Origin of the sequence: Neorhizobium galegae bv. orientalis str. HAMBI 540, assembly GCF_000731315.1 — a bacterium.
Taxonomy (GTDB): Bacteria; Pseudomonadota; Alphaproteobacteria; order Rhizobiales; family Rhizobiaceae; genus Neorhizobium; species Neorhizobium galegae.
The window spans coordinates 1,956,262-1,975,061 of record NZ_HG938353.1; the positions used below are offsets into that span (position 1 = coordinate 1,956,262).

18 protein-coding genes are annotated in these 18,800 nt (G+C 61.5%); 4 read left to right on the forward strand and 14 right to left on the reverse strand.

Annotated elements, in window-relative coordinates:
- Positions 1 to 3: 3 nt before the first annotated feature.
- The 6 genes from RG540_RS09900 to RG540_RS09925 form a co-directional block, all read right to left on the reverse strand.
- The gene (locus tag RG540_RS09900) at positions 4 to 765 is read right to left on the reverse strand and encodes a sugar phosphate isomerase/epimerase family protein (RefSeq protein WP_038587255.1); all 762 of its coding nucleotides are present in this window, start codon (positions 763 to 765) and stop codon (positions 4 to 6) included.
- Positions 762 to 3,221, reverse strand: a complete 2,460-nt coding sequence (locus RG540_RS09905; protein WP_038587256.1) for a beta-mannosidase — start codon at positions 3,219 to 3,221, stop codon at positions 762 to 764. Before RG540_RS09905 ends, RG540_RS09900 begins: the two co-directional genes overlap by 4 nt.
- Before the next feature lie 244 nt (positions 3,222 to 3,465).
- Positions 3,466 to 4,578 (reverse strand): ABC transporter ATP-binding protein, encoded by a 1,113-nt coding sequence (locus RG540_RS09910; RefSeq protein ID WP_038587258.1) that lies wholly within the window; start codon positions 4,576 to 4,578, stop codon positions 3,466 to 3,468.
- A gap of 5 nt (positions 4,579 to 4,583) precedes the next feature.
- Positions 4,584 to 5,516, reverse strand: coding sequence for a carbohydrate ABC transporter permease (locus RG540_RS09915; RefSeq protein WP_038593468.1), 933 nt, complete (start codon positions 5,514 to 5,516; stop codon positions 4,584 to 4,586).
- 10 nt (positions 5,517 to 5,526) lie between these two features.
- Positions 5,527 to 6,429 carry a carbohydrate ABC transporter permease gene (locus tag RG540_RS09920; protein WP_007760323.1) on the reverse strand — a complete coding sequence of 301 codons (903 nt, stop codon included), beginning with the start codon at positions 6,427 to 6,429 and terminating at the stop codon, positions 5,527 to 5,529.
- A 99-nt stretch (positions 6,430 to 6,528) separates the two neighbouring features.
- Positions 6,529 to 7,764 (reverse strand): ABC transporter substrate-binding protein, encoded by a 1,236-nt coding sequence (locus tag RG540_RS09925; RefSeq protein WP_038587260.1) that lies wholly within the window; start codon positions 7,762 to 7,764, stop codon positions 6,529 to 6,531.
- 416 nt (positions 7,765 to 8,180) lie between these two features.
- Here RG540_RS09925 and RG540_RS09930 point away from each other — a divergent pair, with 416 nt between their 5' ends.
- On the forward strand, positions 8,181 to 9,233 hold the full coding sequence (locus tag RG540_RS09930) for a LacI family transcriptional regulator (protein WP_038587262.1): 1,053 nt from the start codon (positions 8,181 to 8,183) through the stop codon (positions 9,231 to 9,233).
- 52 nt (positions 9,234 to 9,285) lie between these two features.
- On the opposite strand, the gene gndA is transcribed toward RG540_RS09930, so the two are convergent.
- Entirely contained in the window at positions 9,286 to 10,719 is a 1,434-nt protein-coding gene (gndA, locus tag RG540_RS09935) for an NADP-dependent phosphogluconate dehydrogenase (RefSeq protein WP_038587264.1), read from the reverse strand.
- Between the two features lie 184 nt (positions 10,720 to 10,903).
- Between gndA and RG540_RS09940 the strand changes: the two genes are divergently transcribed.
- The 3 genes from RG540_RS09940 (at position 10,904) to RG540_RS09950 (ending at position 12,509) form a co-directional block, all read left to right on the forward strand.
- Positions 10,904 to 11,668 (forward strand): helix-turn-helix domain-containing protein, encoded by a 765-nt coding sequence (locus RG540_RS09940; RefSeq protein WP_051909321.1) that lies wholly within the window; start codon positions 10,904 to 10,906, stop codon positions 11,666 to 11,668.
- 67 nt (positions 11,669 to 11,735) lie between these two features.
- Complete coding sequence (locus tag RG540_RS09945; protein WP_038587268.1) at positions 11,736 to 12,143, forward strand: polyketide cyclase; 408 nt, start codon at positions 11,736 to 11,738, stop codon at positions 12,141 to 12,143.
- A 9-nt stretch (positions 12,144 to 12,152) separates the two neighbouring features.
- Positions 12,153 to 12,509: a VOC family protein gene (locus RG540_RS09950; RefSeq protein WP_038587270.1), complete on the forward strand. Its 357-nt coding sequence runs from the start codon at positions 12,153 to 12,155 to the stop codon at positions 12,507 to 12,509.
- Positions 12,510 to 12,512: 3 nt separating this feature from the next.
- Here RG540_RS09950 and RG540_RS09955 read toward each other — a convergent pair whose 3' ends face one another.
- The 7 genes from RG540_RS09955 to RG540_RS09985 form a co-directional block, all read right to left on the reverse strand.
- The gene (locus RG540_RS09955) at positions 12,513 to 13,226 is read right to left on the reverse strand and encodes a PAS domain-containing protein (RefSeq protein WP_038587273.1); all 714 of its coding nucleotides are present in this window, start codon (positions 13,224 to 13,226) and stop codon (positions 12,513 to 12,515) included.
- Positions 13,227 to 13,396: 170 nt separating this feature from the next.
- Complete coding sequence (locus RG540_RS09960) at positions 13,397 to 14,326, reverse strand: lipid A biosynthesis lauroyl acyltransferase (protein WP_038587275.1); 930 nt, start codon at positions 14,324 to 14,326, stop codon at positions 13,397 to 13,399.
- 10 nt (positions 14,327 to 14,336) lie between these two features.
- Positions 14,337 to 15,365 (reverse strand): zinc-binding dehydrogenase, encoded by a 1,029-nt coding sequence (locus tag RG540_RS09965; protein ID WP_038587277.1) that lies wholly within the window; start codon positions 15,363 to 15,365, stop codon positions 14,337 to 14,339.
- Positions 15,366 to 15,424: 59 nt separating this feature from the next.
- Positions 15,425 to 16,711, reverse strand: a complete 1,287-nt coding sequence (locus RG540_RS09970) for a beta-ketoacyl-ACP synthase (protein WP_038587279.1) — start codon at positions 16,709 to 16,711, stop codon at positions 15,425 to 15,427.
- 10 nt (positions 16,712 to 16,721) lie between these two features.
- Positions 16,722 to 17,921 (reverse strand): beta-ketoacyl-ACP synthase, encoded by a 1,200-nt coding sequence (locus tag RG540_RS09975; protein WP_038587281.1) that lies wholly within the window; start codon positions 17,919 to 17,921, stop codon positions 16,722 to 16,724.
- Between the two features lie 39 nt (positions 17,922 to 17,960).
- Positions 17,961 to 18,434, reverse strand: a complete 474-nt coding sequence (locus RG540_RS09980; RefSeq protein ID WP_037082199.1) for a 3-hydroxyacyl-ACP dehydratase FabZ family protein — start codon at positions 18,432 to 18,434, stop codon at positions 17,961 to 17,963.
- A 31-nt stretch (positions 18,435 to 18,465) separates the two neighbouring features.
- Positions 18,466 to 18,750, reverse strand: coding sequence for an acyl carrier protein (locus RG540_RS09985; protein WP_092662234.1), 285 nt, complete (start codon positions 18,748 to 18,750; stop codon positions 18,466 to 18,468).
- Positions 18,751 to 18,800 lie beyond the last annotated feature (50 nt).

Below are 18,800 nucleotides of genomic sequence, written 5' to 3' on the forward strand. Positions count from 1 at the left end.
TGATCAATAGGTCTTGAAGGAAGCGATCGAGCGCGTCAGCAGCCGGTCGAGGTCCTTCGGGTTATCGTGTTCGAGGACGTAATGTTTTGCGGACGTCTTCTTCAGCGCCGCCATCAGGTCCTTCCACGGAACGGTGCCGTGGCCGACATCGGCCCAGCCATCCTCGTCCGCGTTTTCGCCGGCCGGCGCGATGTCCTTGACGTGAACGGCGGTGATCCGCTTGGCGTAGCTCTCGATCCAGGCGAACGGATCGGCGCCGCCGCGGATGACCCAGGCGATATCCGCTTCCCAGGCAAGGTCAGGACCGCCGGCAAGGAGCTGTTCCTGCGGCGTCGAGCCGTCCGACAAAGTCTTGAACTCGAAGTCATGGTTATGCCAGCCGAACGTGTAGCCGGCATCCCAATAGCGTTTGCCGACATTTTGCAGCCGCTGGCCGAAGGCGAACCATCCGGCGGCATCGGTCGGGCGCTGGTCGGCAAGCAGATGCGGGCAATAGATCGCCTCGACGCCGAGCGTCCTGGCGATCAGCAGCGCCTGTTCCGGCTCCTTTTCGAGAAGGTCGATGCCGAAATGACCGGTCGGCATGGTCAGGCCGTTGGCATCGAGATCACCTTTGAGCGTCTTCAGCGACAACTCGTCGAGATTGGCATAAATTCCGCCATATCCTTCCACCTCGGTATAACCCGCCTGCGCGACCTTCTTCAGGACATCTGCGAGCGGCGGAAAGTTGCGTGCGCAATAAAGCTGAAAACCGAGTTTCGTCATAGTGATCCTCCCTTGATAATACCCTCGCCTGCTGCGTGGCAGGAATAGAGGTCGTAGATGCGGAATTGCGGGATCGCGTCCGTCGGCGCGGCGGGCGTGAAGCGGATGCTGCGGCTTTCGCCGCGGGCGAGATCGAAAGCATTTTCGGAATAACGGCCGTTCGTGCCGCTCTCGATCAGCACGAAAAGCGCAAGGCCGTCAGCCTTGACGACGAGGTCAAAAGCTCCATCACCGGATGGAGACACGGCAAGCTCAAGCCCTGCCGGTTCGAGCTCCAGGGCCTTGTAGCTGCCCGGCACATGATGCCCCTCGCCAGCCATGCCGTTCGATGCGGAAAAGCTCCAGGAAAGGATCGACCCGTCGGGAATATCCGCGCTCGGCAAGGTGAGCACGGTGACGGCTGCATCGGGTGTGCAGACGGCTTCGATGCTCCGAAGCGAGCTGCGCTCGCCCCGGAGCGTCAGGAGCGACAGATTGAGGGTCACCGCCACATCGACGGCTGTGTCATTGACGAGCGAGAAACGGATCTCCCGGCCGTCATCTGACGGGATCGCCGCAACCGTGACCGGCTGGAAGAAGCGCTTCGCCATATAGTGCAGCACTTTCCAGCTGCCGCCATAGTCGAGGCTCGACCACGAAGCCACCGGCCAGGTGTCGTTGAGCTGCCAGTAGAGCGCACCCATCGTATGCGGCTTCAGCGACCTCCAGAAATCGACGGCCGTCTTGATCGCCAATCCCTGCTGCACCTGGCTCAGATAGACGAAATTGGCGAAATCGGTCGGAAAGCGGAAGTTGCGGAACATCGTGCCGGCGATACGCTCGTTGCCGCCGGCATTCTTCTGGTGATGCTCCATGACCGGCGAGGCAATGTTCATATCCTTGGCCGCAGCATAGGTCTCGATGACGGGCAGCGACGTATAGGACTGGAAGCCGAATTCCGAGCAGAAGCGCGGGCGAACGGAGCGGTAGTCGGCGAACGGTTTGTTCTCATGCCAGACCGACCAGTAATGCATGTCGCCCGAACCGTCCGCATGCCAGGCATCGCCGTAATCGAGATAGCCGGATGCGGGGCTGGACGGCCACCAGGTGGCGTCGGGCGCGGCCCTTTCTAGCGCCTGCTCGATGACGCGGTTCAACCGGTCGTAGGAGACGAGGTATCGGTCGCGGTTCTCACGGGATTCCGGAAACCATGTCAGCGCGCCGACCAGCTCGTTATCGCCGCACCAGAGCACGATCGAGGGATGCGAGATGAGCCTGCGGGCCTGGTACTCGACTTCCGCCGAGACATTTTCCAGGAAATCCGAGGTCGAGGGATAGAGGTTGCAGGCGAACTGAAAATCCTGCCAGACCATCAGGCCGAGTTCGTCGCAGAGGTCGTAGAACCAGTCCGGCTCATAAAAACCGCCGCCCCAGACCCGGATCATGTTCATGTTGGCATCGACGGCGGAGCGCAGCAGGTCCTCGGTCTTTTCGGGGCCGGACAGAGAGAACAGCGCGTCCGCCGGAATCCAGTTGGCGCCGCGGCAGAAGATTTCGCGGCCGTTGACGCGGAAGGCGAAACGGCTGCCGGCTTCGTCCGGGTCGGTGAGCAACTCGACGGTGCGCAAACCAATCTGACGTGTCACGGTCTCTGTCGGGGTCTCGACCGTCAGCTTATAGAGCCCCTGTTCGCCACTGCCGGAGGGCCACCAGAGTTTGGGGTCATCGATGTGGAAGACATGGGTCACCGTGGTCTCGCCGGCGCGCACGCCGCAATCGAGCCGGACACGTTCACCGCCGAGCGAGAAGAAGACCGGCAGAACGCCCTGCCCTTCGGCATAAAACGTTACGGCGACGATGAGATCGACCGCATCGGCCTCATGTCTCTGGCTGGTGATGACATGTTCGACGCGGGCGGTTTCGAGCTTCTTCAGCGAAATCTCGCCGTAAAGCCCGAGGGGCGCGATCGCGATATTCCAGTCCCAGCCAAAATGGGATTGCGGCTTTCGCAGCATGTTGCCGTTGGGGATCGGCGAATTGTTCGTGGAATAGGGAATGTAAAACGGCTGGCGCCCCTGCCGCTCCGCGCCTTCGACGATGCTGGAGCGGAAGAGGACACGGATCGTGTTCTCGCCGGCCTTGAGCGCCTTCGACACGTCCGGCCGGTAACGGCGGAAGCAGTTGTCCGCCTGGAGCACCGGGATATCGTTGACGAAGACGGTCGCGACCGTATCGAGATCGGTGATGTCGAGATACCAGGAGCCGGCCGGATCATCGAGCGTGAAGCGCCTCTCGATCGTCCAGTCCTTGTTTGCGACCCATTGCACGTCGTTTTCGTTGCGCCCGTAATACGGGTCCGGGATAATGCCGGCCGTCTTCAGCGCAGTGTGGACGTCGCCCGGGATCGGCATCTCGGTGCGATGTGTTCCGTCGGCAGAGGCGAGCTGCCAAGGGCCGGAGAGGTCGATCATGGTCATCGCGCCGGTCCGGAAAAATTATGGCGTACCGGGCCAGCCCCCCTCTGCCCTGCCGGGCATCTCCCCCACGGGTGGGGAGATTGGCTAGGGACCTGCTCACCGGCCCCACTATAAGCGCCGGGGATGGCGAGACGTTGCAGCGAGTCGATCTCCCCCCTTGTGGGGGAGATGGCCGGCAGGCCAGAGGGGGGTGCCTCCTGGCTTAAAGCGAATAAGCCCCCGCGAAACTGGCTGCACGCAAACATCAGATCCGCTCTTCCGTCTCGGCGTCGAACAGTGAGGCCATGGTCATGTCGAAGGCGAGGCGCACCTTGGCGCCGACGGCATAACGCCTTGCGCCGCCGATGCGAACCGACATCACATGGCCGGCATGCTTCAGCCAAAGCAGGTTGTCGGCGCCCATCGGCTCCTCGATATCGACGATCGCTTCATGCACTTCGCCGCCGGTTATGTCGCCGTCCACCTTGATATGTTCCGGACGGGCGCCGAGAGTGACCTTGCGCCCGGGCTTCAGCGGCTCGGAAGCGTCATAACCGTCGAGAGCGAAGCTGACCCCATTCGTCCTGAAGACGGCGCGGCCGCCCTCCTCCGCCAGTTCGCCGGTGAGAAAATTCATCGCCGGTGAGCCGATGAAGGCTGCCACGAAACGGTTCTTCGGCTTGTTGTAGATCGTCACCGGATCGTCGAGCTGCTGGATGACGCCGCTCTTCATGATGGCGATGCGGTCGGCAAGCGTCAGCGCCTCGATCTGGTCGTGGGTGACGTAGATCATCGTGTTCTTGAGCGCCTGGTGAAGGCGCTTGATTTCGACTCGCAGCTCCGAGCGGAGCTTCGCATCGAGGTTCGACAGCGGCTCGTCGAACAGGAAGACGTCGACATCACGCACCAGCGCTCGGCCGATCGCGACGCGCTGGCGCTGGCCGCCGGAGAGTTCCGAGGGTTTGCGCTTGAGAAGCGGTTCGATCTGCAGGATGCCGGAGGCGCGTGCCACGCGGCGATCGATCTCGGCTTTCGGGATCTTGGCGACGCGCAGGCCGAACGAGAGGTTTTTTTCCACCGTCATCTGCGGGTAGAGCGCGTAGGACTGGAACACCATGCCGATGCCGCGATCCTTGGGCTCTTCCCAGGTGACGTTCTTGTCCTTGATGAAGATCTGGCCTTCGGTCGGTTCGAGAAGTCCGGCAATGCAGTTCAACAGCGTGGACTTGCCGCAGCCGGACGAGCCGAGCAGGACCAGGAACTCGCCGTCATGGATGTCGAGGTTGAGATTTTCGAGCACCTTCACCGAGCCGAAGGACAGCGACAGTTCGCGGATGGAAACGCTGCTCTGCGCGCGCGCGGAAACATTGTTGAGCATCAGGCTTATCCTTTGACTGCGCCGGCCGCGATGCCGCGGACGAAAAGCCGGCCGGAAACGAAATAGACGATCAGCGGAACCGCACCCGTCAGCAGCGTCGCCGCCATGTTGACGTTGTATTCCTTCACGCCCTGGACGGAATTGACGATGTTGTTGAGCTGAACGGTCATCGGATAGGTATCCGGCCGGGTGAACACCACGCCGAACAGGAAGTCGTTCCAGATGCCGGTGGTCTGCAGGATCATCGAGACGACGAAGATCGGCAGCGACATGGGCAGCATGATCCGGAAATAGATCTGCCAGAAACCCGCCCCGTCGATGCGGGCCGCCTTGAACAGTTCCTCAGGCAGCGAGACGAAATAGTTGCGGAACAGCAGCGTCTGGATCGGCATGCCGAAGATCGAATGCACCAGGATGAGGCCGTAGAGCGAGCCGTAGAGGCCCATTTCGCGCAGCACGATGACGATCGGGTAGATCATCACCTGATAGGGGATGAAGGCACCGACGATCAGGATCGTGAAGAAGATCTCCGAGCCCTTGAACCGCCAGTTGGCAAGCGCATAACCGTTCACCGAAGCGATCGCGATCGACACGATCACCGATGGCACGGTGATCCGAACCGAGTTCCAGAAGCCGCGCGAAAGACCGTCGCAGTTCAAGCCCGTGCAGGCCTGCGCCCAGGCCTTCACCCAGGGCTCGAATGTGATCTCCATCGGCGGCGAAAAGATATTGCCGAGGCGGATTTCCGGCATGCCCTTCAACGACGTGACGACCATCACGTAGAGCGGCACGAGATAATAGAGCGCCGCCAAACCGAGCGCGCCATAGACGATGATATTGCGCGACGAGAGCGTTTTGCGGGGGCGTTTGCCCTGCGGACCGGCTTTCAGCCGGGAGCCGGCCTGGCCGGAGCCCGCAGCCACGGAAATGGCGGGCATCGTGAGCGATTTATCCACGCTTGCGTCCTCCGAATTCGAGATAGGCCCAGGGAACGATGATGATGGCGACGGCGAGAAGCATCATGGTGGATGCAGCAAAACCCTGGCCGAGGTTCTGGGCGAAGAACATGTAGTCGTAGACGTATTTGGCAGGCACGTCGGAGGCGATGCCGGGGCCGCCGCTCGTCTGCGCCACGACAAGGTCGTAGATCCTGACGATGCCGCTGGCGATGATGACCAGCGTGGTGACGAAGACCGGCCGCATCATCGGGATGATGATGAAGAGATAGGTCTTCCACATCGGGATGCCGTCGACGCGCGCCGCCTTCCAGATGTCCTCGTCGATGCCGCGAAGCCCGGCGAGCATCAGGCACATGACGAGGCCCGTCCCCTGCCAGAGTGCGGCGATCAGGATGCCGTAGATGACGATATCGGAATTGTAGAGCGGATCGAACGTGAAGCTCGTCCAGCCGAGCGAGCGGACGACCGATTGCACGCCGAATTCAGGATTGAGAATCCACTGCCAGACAAGGCCGGTGACGATGAAGGACAGCGCGAACGGATAGAGGAAGATCGTCCGGAACGTGTTTTCGAAACGGATCTTCTGGTCCATCAGCGCGGCCAGCAGGAAACCGATCGTCAGGCTGAAGATCAGCGACAGGCACCCGTAGGTCGCCAGATTCTGGATCGAGACGATCCAGCGCGGCGTATCCCAGAGCCGCTCATACTGTTCCAGACCGACGAAGGACAGGCGCGGCAGGAGTTTGGAATTGGTGAAGGAATAAACGACGGTCCAGATCGTGCCGCCGAGGAAGATCACCACGGCTGTCAGCATCATCGGGATCGAGGCAATCTTCGAATTGAGATTGCGGAATAACTGATTGGGTCGGCCGGGCTGAGTGTGCGCCGCCATGGTCAACTCCTCTGGATAGCAAAGGCTGCAGGAAGCAAGCCACCACCGGCCCCGCCCCTTTCGGACGCGGAGCCGGCTGTTGGATCGCTGTCTGTTGGATCAACCGGCCTTGGAGAAAATAGCGACGAAGCGCTTCTGGGCCTCCTCGGCAGTGATCGACGTGTTGGCGAAGAACTGCGACATCAGGTCTTCCAGCTGCTTCTGCGTATCCTGCGTGATGAGCTGGTCGGTGCTGGTGACGACATTGCCCTTGGCGAGGATCTCGAGACCCTTCTTCATGCAGTCGTTGGCGGCCGCAAGATCGACGTCGCCGCGCACCGGCAGCGAGCCCTTCTTGAGGTTGAAGGCAACCTGTGTCTTGGCGTCGAGAAGCGACGAGGCAAGCGCTTCCTGTGCCTTCGTCTTCGCCGCGTCCTTGAGGACCGGGAAATAGAAGGCGTCGCCCGCCGTCGAGATGACCTCGTTCACGCCGAGGCCAGGCAGGCAGGTATAGTCGACGCCGGCCTTCTTGCCGGCAAGCTGGAATTCGCCCTGCGCCCAGTCACCCATGATCTGGCCCCCGGCTTTGCCGGTGATCACCATGTTGGTCGCCTGGTTCCAGTCCTGGACGTTGGTGCCCTTCGACATCTTCCGGGCATCGTCGGCTGCCTTGAAGACCTTGGCCATTTCCGGACCGGCCGCGACCTTTGCGTCCTTGTCGCCATAGACCTTCTGGTAGATCTCCTTGCCGCCGATCGCGACCGTCAGCACGCTGAACAGACCGGTCGACTGCCAAGCCTGACCGCCGACTGCGAGCGGCACGATGCCTGCCTTTTCAAGCGCCGGAGCCGCTGCGACATATTCGTCCCAGTTCTTCGGAACCGCAACGCCAGCCTTCTTGAAGGCATCGTTGGAAAGCCACAGCCATTGCCAGGAATGGATGTTGAGCGGCACGCAATAGATCTTGCCTTCGAAAGTGCAGGATTTCAGCAGGCCCGCAGGGCGGACGATCTTGTCCCAACCTTCCTTCTTGGCGAGATCGGTGAAGTCGCGCATCAGGCCGGCCTGGACCAGTTCCTCGGCTTGGCGGCCGTGGTTGAACTGGGTGGCCGCCATCGGATCGCCGCCGGTGATACGGCTGATCATGATCGGACGGGCGGTACCGCCGGAACCTGCAATCGCGCCATCAACCCATTTGTTGCCGGTTGCGTTGAAAGCCTTGGCGAGTTCCGCGACAGCGGCAGCCTCGCCCCCGGACGTCCACCAATGGGTGACTTCGAGATCGGTGGCGTGAGCCGCACCAAGCGGCAGCATCACGGTTGCGGCAAGAACAGCCGCCATAGAACGAATATTCATGAGTCTCCTCCCTCACTGAAACGTTGCCGTAAAAACGTAGGGCAATCGCCGATATGACGCAACCGGTTTTGTCCGAAAAAATTCGCCAGTCGAGAAAATACAACCAAAAGAGGAATTTCGGAGGATTTTCCGGCTTGTTCATTCGTCCGAAACAAGGTTCAGAAACCAGAATTCGGGCGACTTATGGCCGATATCAGGAAGTCTGATTTTCGCAGGCGCAAAAAATCATTTCGCATCTGCGTTGTGCAACTCCGAGGAATGGGAGCTTTCCACTCGGCAAAATTCCTCTCGACATTTTACCTGTATCGTTTCAGTTATTAAGTTCGTATCGGAGGACAGGGAGGTGTCGCGACGTTTCCGGGCAAGCTTCGGCCCTTTATAGTGGCCACCTGACTCGGGGGCAGCGACGGCAAATCATGGATGACAGCGGAAGACCAAGAACGGGCGGAACGCAGACGGCGGTCCGTGAACGTCCTACCTTGAAAACGATCGCCTATATGACGGGCCTCGGCATCACCACCGTCTCGCGGGCGCTGAAGGATGCGCCGGATATCGGGGCCGACACCAAGGAGCGCGTCCGCCTCGTCGCCAACCAGCTCGGCTACCAGCCGAACCGCGCCGGCGTGCGCCTCAGAACCGGCAAGACCAACGTCATCGCCCTGGTGCTCAGCATCGACGAGGAGCTGATGGGCTTCACCAGCCAGATGGTGCACGGCATTTCGGAAGTGCTGGGCGGCACGCAATATCACCTCGTGGTGACGCCGCATTCCTTCCAGAAGGACCCGATGGTGCCGGTACGCTATATCCTCGACACCGGCTCGGCGGACGGGGTGATCATCTCGCGTATCGAGCCGGACGACGCGCGGGTGCGGCTGATGACGGAGCGGAACCTGCCTTTCGTCACCCACGGCCGCACCGACATGGGGATCGTCCATCCCTATCACGATTACGACAACGAGGCTTATGCCTATAAGGCCGTTCAGAAATTGGTGGGAAAAGGCCGCCGGAGGATCGCGTTCCTGTCGCCGGGAAGCCGCTTCTCGTTCTACGTCCACAGCCGCGTGGGCTTCGAACGCGGGCTCGCCGATTTCGGTGCTACCGAAGTGCCGATGGGCCGGTTGACCAGCGAGACGCCGCTTGAAGAAACCCGCGCCTATGCGGAACGGATGATGCGCGCGGCCGAGCCGCCGGATGGCATCATCTCGATCAGCGGATCGGCGACGATCGCACTGGTGGCCGGCCTCGAGGCTGCGGGTAAGAAACTAGGCCACGACGTCGACATGGTATCAAAGCAGTCGGCCGACTTCCTCAACTGGATTCGCCCGGAGATCTATACGGTCAGCGAGGATATCCGTCAGGCTGGGCGCGAGCTGGCCAAGGCCCTGATGGCCCGCATCGACGGCGTCGGCCCGGAACTGCTGCAGAGCGTCGCAAAGCCCGTCTGGTCGAAGATGGCGCCAAAGGACTGAAACGAAAACGCCCGCCGGATTGGCGGGCGTTTTGCGTTGTGTGGGTCAATGATCAGGCAAATTCGCTAAGTCCGCTGCCCCACGGGCCATGATGCTTGTCGACGCCGTCGAGGCGTTCGAAGCCATGGGCCCCGAAGAAGTCGCGTTGCGCCTGGATGAGGTTCGCCGTGCCACGGCCGCGACGGTAGGCGTCGAAATAGGAGAGCGCCGAGGCGAGCGCCGGAACCGGCAGGCCGGAGAGAGCGGCGTAGGAAACGACGCGACGCAGCGGGGCGTCGGTATCCTTGACCATCTGCGCGAAGGCCGGCGTGACGATCAGGTTCGGCACATGCGGATCCTTGGTGAAGGCCGAGGTGATCTCGTCGAGGAAGGCCGAGCGGATGATGCAGCCGGCGCGCCAGATCTTGGCGATCGTCGGCATCGGCAGGTTCCAGTTATATTCGGCGGACGCTGCCGACATCACGGCGAAGCCCTGCGCATAGGCGGCGATCTTGGCGGCGAGCAGTGCGCTTTCGAGGTCGGCGATGAAGGCGGCCTTATCCTTCGGCGCTTCCGCGACCTTCGGGAGGCCAAAAATCTTTTCGGCAGCCAGGCGTTCCGTTCTCTGGGACGAGAGGACACGGCCGGCGACGGCAGCTTCGATGGCGGTCGCGGCAACGCCCATGTTCTGGGCTTCGATAACCGACCACTTGCCGGTGCCCTTCTGGCCGGCGGCATCGACGATGACGTCGACCATCGGCTTGCCGGTAATCGGATCGGCTGCTTTCAGGACCGTCTGGCTGATCTCGATCAGGTAGGAATTGAGGCGACCCTCGTTCCACTTGCCGAACACGTCGCCGATTTCGGAGGCGCTCATGCCGAGGCCGTCGCGCAGGATGCCGTAGATTTCGGCGATCATCTGCATATCGGCATATTCGATGCCGTTATGGATGGTCTTGACGAAATGGCCAGCGCCGTTTTCACCGAGCCAGGCAACGCATGGCTCGTTGTTGAACTTGGCGGAGATCGAGGTCAGCACCTTCTCGACGCGCTTCCAGCTGTCCTCGGTACCGCCGACCATGATCGACGGACCGTGGCGCGCACCTTCTTCACCGCCGGAAACGCCCATGCCGATGAAGGTCAGGCCGCTGTCCTTCAGATTGTCGAAGCGGCGCATCGTGTCGCGGAAATTCGCATTGCCGGCATCGATCATGATGTCGCCGGCCGAAAGGTAAGGCTTCAGAAGCTCCATCTGCTGATCGACCGGATCGCCGGCCTTGATCATGATGATGATCGGCCGCGGCGGGCGGATGGAGGCGACGAATTCCTCGAGCGTCTCGCAGGGGACAAGCTGGCCCTGCAGCTCGCCGGCCTCGGCGTAGAACTTGCGGGTCGCTTCCGGAGATCGGTTGAAGACGGCGATCTTATTGCCTTTTTCGGCAATGTTGAGCGAGAGGTTAGAGCCCATGACGCCGAGCCCGATAAGGCCGATTTCTGCCTGTTCCACGGATGTGCCTCCATATTGAGATTCGAGGGTGTTGTCGCATTCATATGGGGAAACGGCAAGGCGATGGCGACGCTAAACGATTAAATTTCCATGACACTCTGTCTTCGTCGCGGCGACCCAGCGACCTGTTTCTCCGCGGCGGACGGCGTCTTGCGGCTGCCAAATTCGGATGCCACAAGGAAGTATGAATACGGCCAAAGATACGCCGATACTGGCTATGCGCGCCGGCACTTACCGAGAGCGGCCGACGAACGGGCCGCTTTCGAGGCTGTTTTTCCGTGTCTGGTCGCACCGCCTACCGCAGGAATTCGAGGGTCAGATTGCCGTCGTGCCGGACGGCTGCTCGGACCTGATCTGGGTTGGCGGTCAATTGATGGTGATTGGCCCCGACCGCACAGCTGCCTTCCCTGCCCTCGCCCCCGGTGAAACCATCCTCGGCCTGCGCTTCAGGGCGGGTGCCGCCCTGCGCTGGCTCGACGTTCCGCTCCACGAGCTGGTTGGACGAGCCGTGCCGCTCCGCGAGCTCCGGGACGATGTCCAGACGGTGGAGGAGCGGCTTGCCGAAGCAAACTGCGCTATCGAAAGGCGGCTGCTGTTCGAGGCTTGGGCGGCGGGAGAGGCATCACTGGCCAACGAGCCCCAAAGCGCGATGAAAACGCTCTTCGATGAGCTCGGCAGCGGGGTGCTGCATGGCTCGTCGGCGACGGAGGCACTCGGCGAGCGCACGTTGCGCCGTCGGAGCCACGATCACTTCGGATATGGGCCGAAAACTCTCGAGCGCATCCTCCGTTTGCAGCGCCTTCTTCGCATGGTCCGCCAGCCGGCATCGGGAAATCTCGCCATTCTCGCGCTTGAGGCCGGTTACGCTGATCAGGCGCATATGACGCGCGACGTAAAGGAGCTGACGACCTTTACGCCCTGGGAAATTCGCAGACAGCTTTGCGCCTGATTGTCCGTTTTGTTCAAGAACCGCCGCTTCTCTTCGGATAGACCGCGGGGAAACTGAGGAGGCTACCATGACCACCCTGCCCGCCCGCATCATCCATATCGGCATCGAAAAAACCTGGACGGAGGTCTACGCCTTCGCGAGCCGTCCGGAAAACATGCCGCTCTGGGCATCCGGCCTTGCCGCCGGGTTGACCCGCGACGGCGACGACTGGATCGGCGACGGCGGACCGGTCGGCCTGGTGCGCGTGCGGTTCTCACCCGACAATCCATTCGGCATCCTCGACCACACCGTGACGATGGAAAACGGCCTTGTCGTCGAAAACCCGCTGCGCGTCGTGCCGAACGGCGATGGCGCGGAAGTCATGTTCACGCTGTTCCAGCGCCCGGACCTTGACGACGCGGCTTTCGAGGCAGATGCCGCCCATGTGCGGAAGGATCTCAGAGCGCTGAAAAAACTGCTGGAAGAAACCAAATAAGAGAGTCCAATGGAAACCAAGGGAGCGGATCGCAAGATCGACTATATCGAGTTCGCCGTGAAGGATGTCGAAGCCGCCAAGGCCTTCTATGGCTCGGCCTTCGGCTGGACGTTCACGGATTATGGACCGGATTACTGTGAATTCCAGGACGGAAGGCTGACGGGCGGTTTTGCGAAGTCGATGAACGTAACAGCCAAAGGCGGCCCACTCGTCATTCTCTTCGCGGAAAACCTGGAAAATGCCCTTGAGCGGGTCGGAAAAGCCGGCGGCCGGATCGTCAAGCCGATCTTCTCGTTCCCGGGCGGACGGCGATTCCATTTCGCTGATCCAGAAGGCTACGAGTTGGCCATCTGGTCGGACAAGTAAAGGTCAGGCAGCGGGGCGCCGGCGGCGGTCGGCGGTTTCCTGCATCACCAGGAGCGCGCCGATCAGCTGTGACGAGCCCGAAACACAGGGCGACATGCGGCAGCGAATCACCACCGTCTGCCCGTCGATCTGATCCGCATAGGTCAGCGATATGCTCTCGCCCGCAAAGCAACGGTCGAGGCCCGGCTTGAACTCGTTCTTGAAACGGTGGAGGCCGACGAACTCCGCGAAATGCCGGCCGATCAGCGCGTCGCGATCGAGATCAAGCCGGCGTGCGTTGGTCTCGTTGGAGTAGAATATCCGATAGCCCGGCGCGACCACCACGATACGGTCGGAAATCCGGTTGAGCAGGGCATCGTCGAGAAAACCGTCTGCCGTCGCATCGGCGATCACACCGTGCTCGAACGATTCCGGCTCCGGACGACGATTGGCCGACAGACCGGTCTCCGGAACGACGTAGCGTTCCACAAGCATCTGCAGCAAATGTCCGTTGCGGCGGACGCAGCCGCGGTCATCGGCCTCCTCGTTGAGGAGGTCGAGCGCGAAGCGAAATTGCGCCTGGATGCTGGCTGGATCCTTGCTCTGGCTCGAAAAGACCGCGAGCAGAAGCGGATCAAGTTCACGATCGAGCGAAGCGGTTGCGCTATCGTCATTGCGTTCGACGGCCTGCCGTAGATCGGCATATTTTGACCAGAACAGATCGATCAACGCTTCCAAAATGCCCTCCCCCTCGTGCCGGAGATTATCGCCGATCGTTCCTCAGGATCGGCGCCTCCAATATCCAATGCGATTCAGATTAATTTATTCCTCAAAAGCAGACCCGATTTATAGCCGGTCACATAAAGTAAAAATTGCAGTAATGCGGCCCGGAGAAACACAAAACCTGACTACAGATAGCGCTTGATATGCCACCGGTCGTGGTACCAGAGCCACTGTTCGGGATATTCGCGAACCCAGGTTTCCACCTTGTCGTTGAGCAACTGACCGGTGGCCTGGAGATCGAGTTTGCCGTTCGCGTCCCGCGGCAGTTCGATCTTCGGTTCGATCTCAAGCCGGAAGCGATTGCCCGGCAGCCGGATGCAGCGGGCCGGATAAACTTCCGCATCGAATTGCCGAACCAGCTTTGCAAGCAATGGGCTCGTCTGGACGGGCTGCCCGAAAAAGCTGGTCTTGAGGCCCTTGCGGAATTTCTGATCCACCAGAACGCCGACACCGCCGCCCGTTTCGAGCTTGCGCGCCAGAGCAAACGAAGAGCCGGCATGCGATGGCACCAGCTGTCCCATGCGGGCACTGCGGAAGGCGAAGACCTTGTCGGCGATATAAGGATTGTTCGGCGGCCGGAACAGCACCGTCACTTCGAGGCCGAAGGCATTGCCGGCGACCGGCAGCAGTTCGAAATTACCCGTGTGGGCCGTGAAGACGATGAACGGCCGCGGATTATCGCGAAGATCGACGAAGATCGGCACGCCGGAGACTTCCACTCTCCCCGGCTTGTCCTGTTCGGGATCGAAATCGAACAGCCGGTCGAGGAACACGTATTCGGCGGCGAGCCTGCCCATATGGCCCCAGCTCGCTATGGCGATCTCCTCAAGCTCCTCGTCGGTCTTTTCCGGATAGGCGTTGCGCAGGTTGACGAGCATCAGCTTGTGGCGGCCAAGCTTCGGCCCGATGCGCCGCGCCATCCGGTCGGCGAACCGGATGCCCGGATCCGCGGGAAAGATCTTCAGGAAATTCAGGAGCCCGAACGCGCTCTGCGCCACCAGCCATTGCTGGAAGTGGAGTAACGCCAGAGCGATCCGGGTAAGGAACATCTTCACGGGGGACGCCTCAGTCCATCCGGAGCACGATCTTGCCGAACACCTGGCGGGTTTCCATCCGCTCCAGCGCCTTGTCGATCTCGGCGAAGGTGACTTCCGTGTCAATCACCGGATGAACGATGCCTTGAGCCATCTTCTGCATGGCATTGGCCATGTTCTCCATGCGGCAGCCGAACGAGCCGAACAGCTTCAGCTGCTGCTGGAAGAGCATCATCAGGTTCATGTCGGTCGAGACGCCGGACGTGGAGCCGCAGGTGACGAGGCGGCCGCCGCGCTTCATGCACAGCATCGAGCCGGCCCAGGTATCCTTGCCGACATGTTCGAAGACTACGTCGACGCCCTTCTTCTTGGTGAGCTTGCGCACGACGCCCTCGAAACGATCAACGCGGTAGTTGATGACGTGATCTGCGCCGAGCGCTTTGGCTCGTTCGATCTTATCGTCCGAGCCGACCGTGGTGATCACCGTGCAACCGATCTTTTTCGCGAGCTGGATCGCCGCCGAGCCGATGCCCGAGCCGCCGGCATGGACCAGGATGGTTTCGCCCGGCTGCAGCTTGGCATTGTCGAACAACATGTGCTCGACAGTCCCGAAGGTGACCGGCGCCAGTGCTGCGGCAACCGCATCGACGCCCGGAGGCGCCGGCACCAGCAGGCGGGCCGGAAGGTTGGCCTTTTCCTGCGCAAAACCGTCAAGATGGAAACCGTGCACGCCGGAAACGTGTTCGCAGAGGTTGTCGCGCTTCTCGCGGCAGGGCTTACACAGGCCGCAGGTGCGCGCGCCGTAGATCGACACGAGCTGGCCCGGAAGGACGTTCGAAACGCCCGGCCCGATCGCCTCGACGACGCCGGAGGCTTCCGCTCCGATCGTCAGCGGCATCTTGCGCTTGGCGAACGCCATGCCGCGCCAGCCCCAGACGTCGATATGGTTGAGCGCGACGGCTTTGACCCGCAGCGTCACCTCGCCCGGCCCGGGGGCTTCCGGCTCGGGAATGTCCACCGCTTCGAGCTTCCGGTCATCGATCAGTTGCAGAGCGCGCATAATAGGTCTTCCTTCGCCCGGAGGCGTCCCAATTCGTCAAACGTGATTGGCGACGGTCTCTAAGCTGGTTCCAGCGTCATGACAAGGCTGGCGTTCTGTCCGCCGAAGCCGAACGAGTTGGAAAGCACCGCCTTCGGCTGCCCATCCCGCTTCTTGTTCGGCACCACATCGAGCACGATCGTCGGATCGGGGTTGGTGTAGTTGATGGTCGGCGGCAGCGTACCGGTCAGCATCGTCTGGATGGAGAAGACGGCTTCGACAGCGCCGGCCGCAGTCAGCGTATGGCCAATCATCGACTTGTTGGAGGAAACCGGAATTTCCTTCAACCGATCGCCGAAGACGGCGAGCATCGCGCCATACTCCATCTTGTCGTTTTCCGGCGTCGAGGTGCCATGGGCGTTGATATAGCCGATGCCGCTTTCGTCCATGCCGGCATCAGCAAGCGCTGCGCGGATCGTCGCAATCGCCGGGCCGCCGTCAGGCGAGGAACGGGTGCGGTGGAAATGGTCGGCCTTTTCGCCGCAGCCCTTCACGATGCCGAGCACCTTCGCACCGCGGGCGATTGCCGATTCGAGCGATTCGAGCACCAGCGTCGCCGCACCTTCGGCGATGACGAAACCGTCGCGATCCTTGCTGAACGGCTTTGACGCCTTTTCCGGCGGATCGTTCTGGGTGGACAAAGCAGACAGAAGCGAGAAGCGGATGAGTGCTTCGGCGCTGACCGAACCGTCGGTCGCCACCACCAGCGAGCGCTCGGTGCGGCCCTGACGGATCGCTTCGACGCCGAGCTGGATGGCGGTGACACCAGAGGCGCAGGCCGTCGAGAGGGTCACGGGCAGTCCGCGGGTGCCGAACTTGTCGGCAAGGCGTTCGGAGATCGAGCCGAACTGCACGGCTTCGAGGAAGACCGGGTCCGGACGTTCGCGCATGGCGGCGAGGAAACGGTCATAGGCGTCACCTTCGACCTTCGACGGCGGAGCGCGGTCGGCAAGCGCGAAACGATCGCTCCATTCCGGCTCGACCGGCGGTGCTGCAAGAAAGAGCGGCCCGTCGAAATCACCTGAAAGACCCGACTGCGCAAGCGCTTCGACCGTCGTCTCGCGGGCAAAGGCGAAGGAACGTTCGACAGAGTTTTCAGCCGGAACGGCGATGAAATCCACCGTGCCAGCGATGCGGGTGGAAAGGCCCTCGGTCGGGAAGCGGGTCACCTTGTGGATGCCGGAGGTGCCGGAGGTCAGCGCCGCCCAGTTGTCGGCAAGGCCCTGGCCGAGCGAGGTGATGACGCCCATGCCGGTGATCGCGATGATCGGGCGGCCGAGATGATCCTTGAAGCGGTTGTCGCTCATCATAGCTCCTTTACGCGGCCGAGAGGACTGCAAGGCCCTCGCCGCGCGTATAACCGACCGTCGTCACCACTGCGTGTTTCGCAGGCGCCGTCATCGGCTTTTCGTTCTGGGCATCGAATGTGGGAACTTTTGCCGCGCCATCCAAGGTCAATGCCGCAAGCGCCAGACCCAAGGGGAACTGCGCTTCCATGCCGTGGCCGGTGACGCCGCCAAATCCGCGGATCGCAGCGCCGGGGAATTCGGTCTCCAGCAGCGCCTTCTCCCGCGTCGCGAGATCGACGACGCCGCTCACGCCCGAAAACACGATCGTATCGGCCTTGGAAATGCCCGACGCATGGCCGGCGAGACGGGCGAGGCGCTTTTCGAGGCGCCCCTCGTCACGATTGCCACGATCGCCCTCGATCGCATCGATGACAGCGTAGATATGGGCGCCGCGCGCTTGTGCATGGGCGCGCGATTCGAGCACCAGGAAGGCCCCGACCGTGCCCATGATCATGCCGCCGCCATTGTCGGCCGAGCGCGACCAGAGCGGATGCCAGCCACCCGTCGCATGCGCACGAATACCCTCGACAAGAAGGATGATGTCGGCGCGTTCGGCGACGAAGGCGCCGCCGACCAGGCTGTGGGTGGATTGGCCCGCCTTGATACGGTGGAAGGCGGTCTCGACGGCGGAAATGCCGGCAGCCTCTTCGCCCATGAAGGTGCGCGACGAACCGGTGACCTTGTGGACGATCGAGATATTGCCGGCGACCAGGTTGGAAAGCTGCGCCAGAAACAGCGTCGGGCGAAGCTCGGTCGTCAGCTTCTCGTTGAGCAGCATTTCGCGGTCGTTGCGCTTCAGCGCTTCGTCGACGATCAGCGAATCGACCTTGATGTCGCGCTCGCCGCCGCCGGCGGCCACGATCATGTCCATGGAAGCGCAGGCTTCCGCATCCGTCTTCAGGCCAGCGTCGTCGAGCGCAAGGCCTGCAGAAAACACGCCGAGCCGCTGCCAGTTCTCCATCTGGCGCTGGTCGCCACGCTTGGCGATCTGCGCAGACCAGTCGATCTCGGGCATCGGATGCACCGGATACGGCGCGAAACGATCGGTCTCGACTTTCGGGGCGCCCGCTTCCGGCGACGACAGGAGCGCGATATGCGGCTCCTTGCCCACGCCCTGGCTGGTGACGATCCCGATACCAGTGATCACGACATCATTGTCAGACTTCATAATGTCCTCTTTGACCCACCGGACTGAACGGGCGGGTTTTTATGCGCTTGCGGCAATCGCATCCATCAGGCCGACCTCTTCCGCACGCTTGCGGATGACCGGCGCCAGCGGGATTTCGCTGAACGGCATGGTGCGCAGTTTGAGCTGTGCGTCGCAGACCTTCTTGCCGTTACACGTGATCTTTGCCTTGGTCACCGCGTAACCGGATCCCTCATGCTCCAGAAACGCCTCGATGTCGAGAACCGCGTCGGGCTCCACAAAGGCGCGCATCTTGGCGCCGTCGACCGACATCAGGAACGGCATCGCGGCGAAATCGGTGGCGGCAAGCACCAGGAAACCGGAGGCCTGCGCCATGGTCTCGATCAGGAGCACGCCCGGCACCAGCGGCATTCCGGGAAAATGGCCTTCGAAGACAGGGCTTTTGGAAGGCACGACAGACCGCGCCTTCAACACTTTGGCCCCAAGATCGACCGCTTCGACGCGGTCGATCATCTGGAAATATTCGAGCAGCATGAGTTTGCCGGCCCGGGATGATCGGTGACGATCAGCCCTTGGCCGCCTTCAGCTCGTCGATCTTGGCACACAGGTTCTTCAGGACGAAGTACTCTTCGGTCGAAACCTTGCCCTCGTTGACTTCCTGGGTCCACTGTTCCAGCGGAATCTTGATCCCGAATTCCTTGTCGATGGCGAACACGATATCCAGGAAGTCCAGGCTATCGATGCCCAGGTCATCGATCGTGTGACTTTCCGGCGTGATCGTCTCGCGATCGATTTCGCTGGTCTCAGCGATGATGTCGGCAACTTTATCGAATGTAGCTGTCACGCCCATGTCCTTTGTCGAATATCCAAATCAAGGTTCCACATAGGGAAATCGATCAC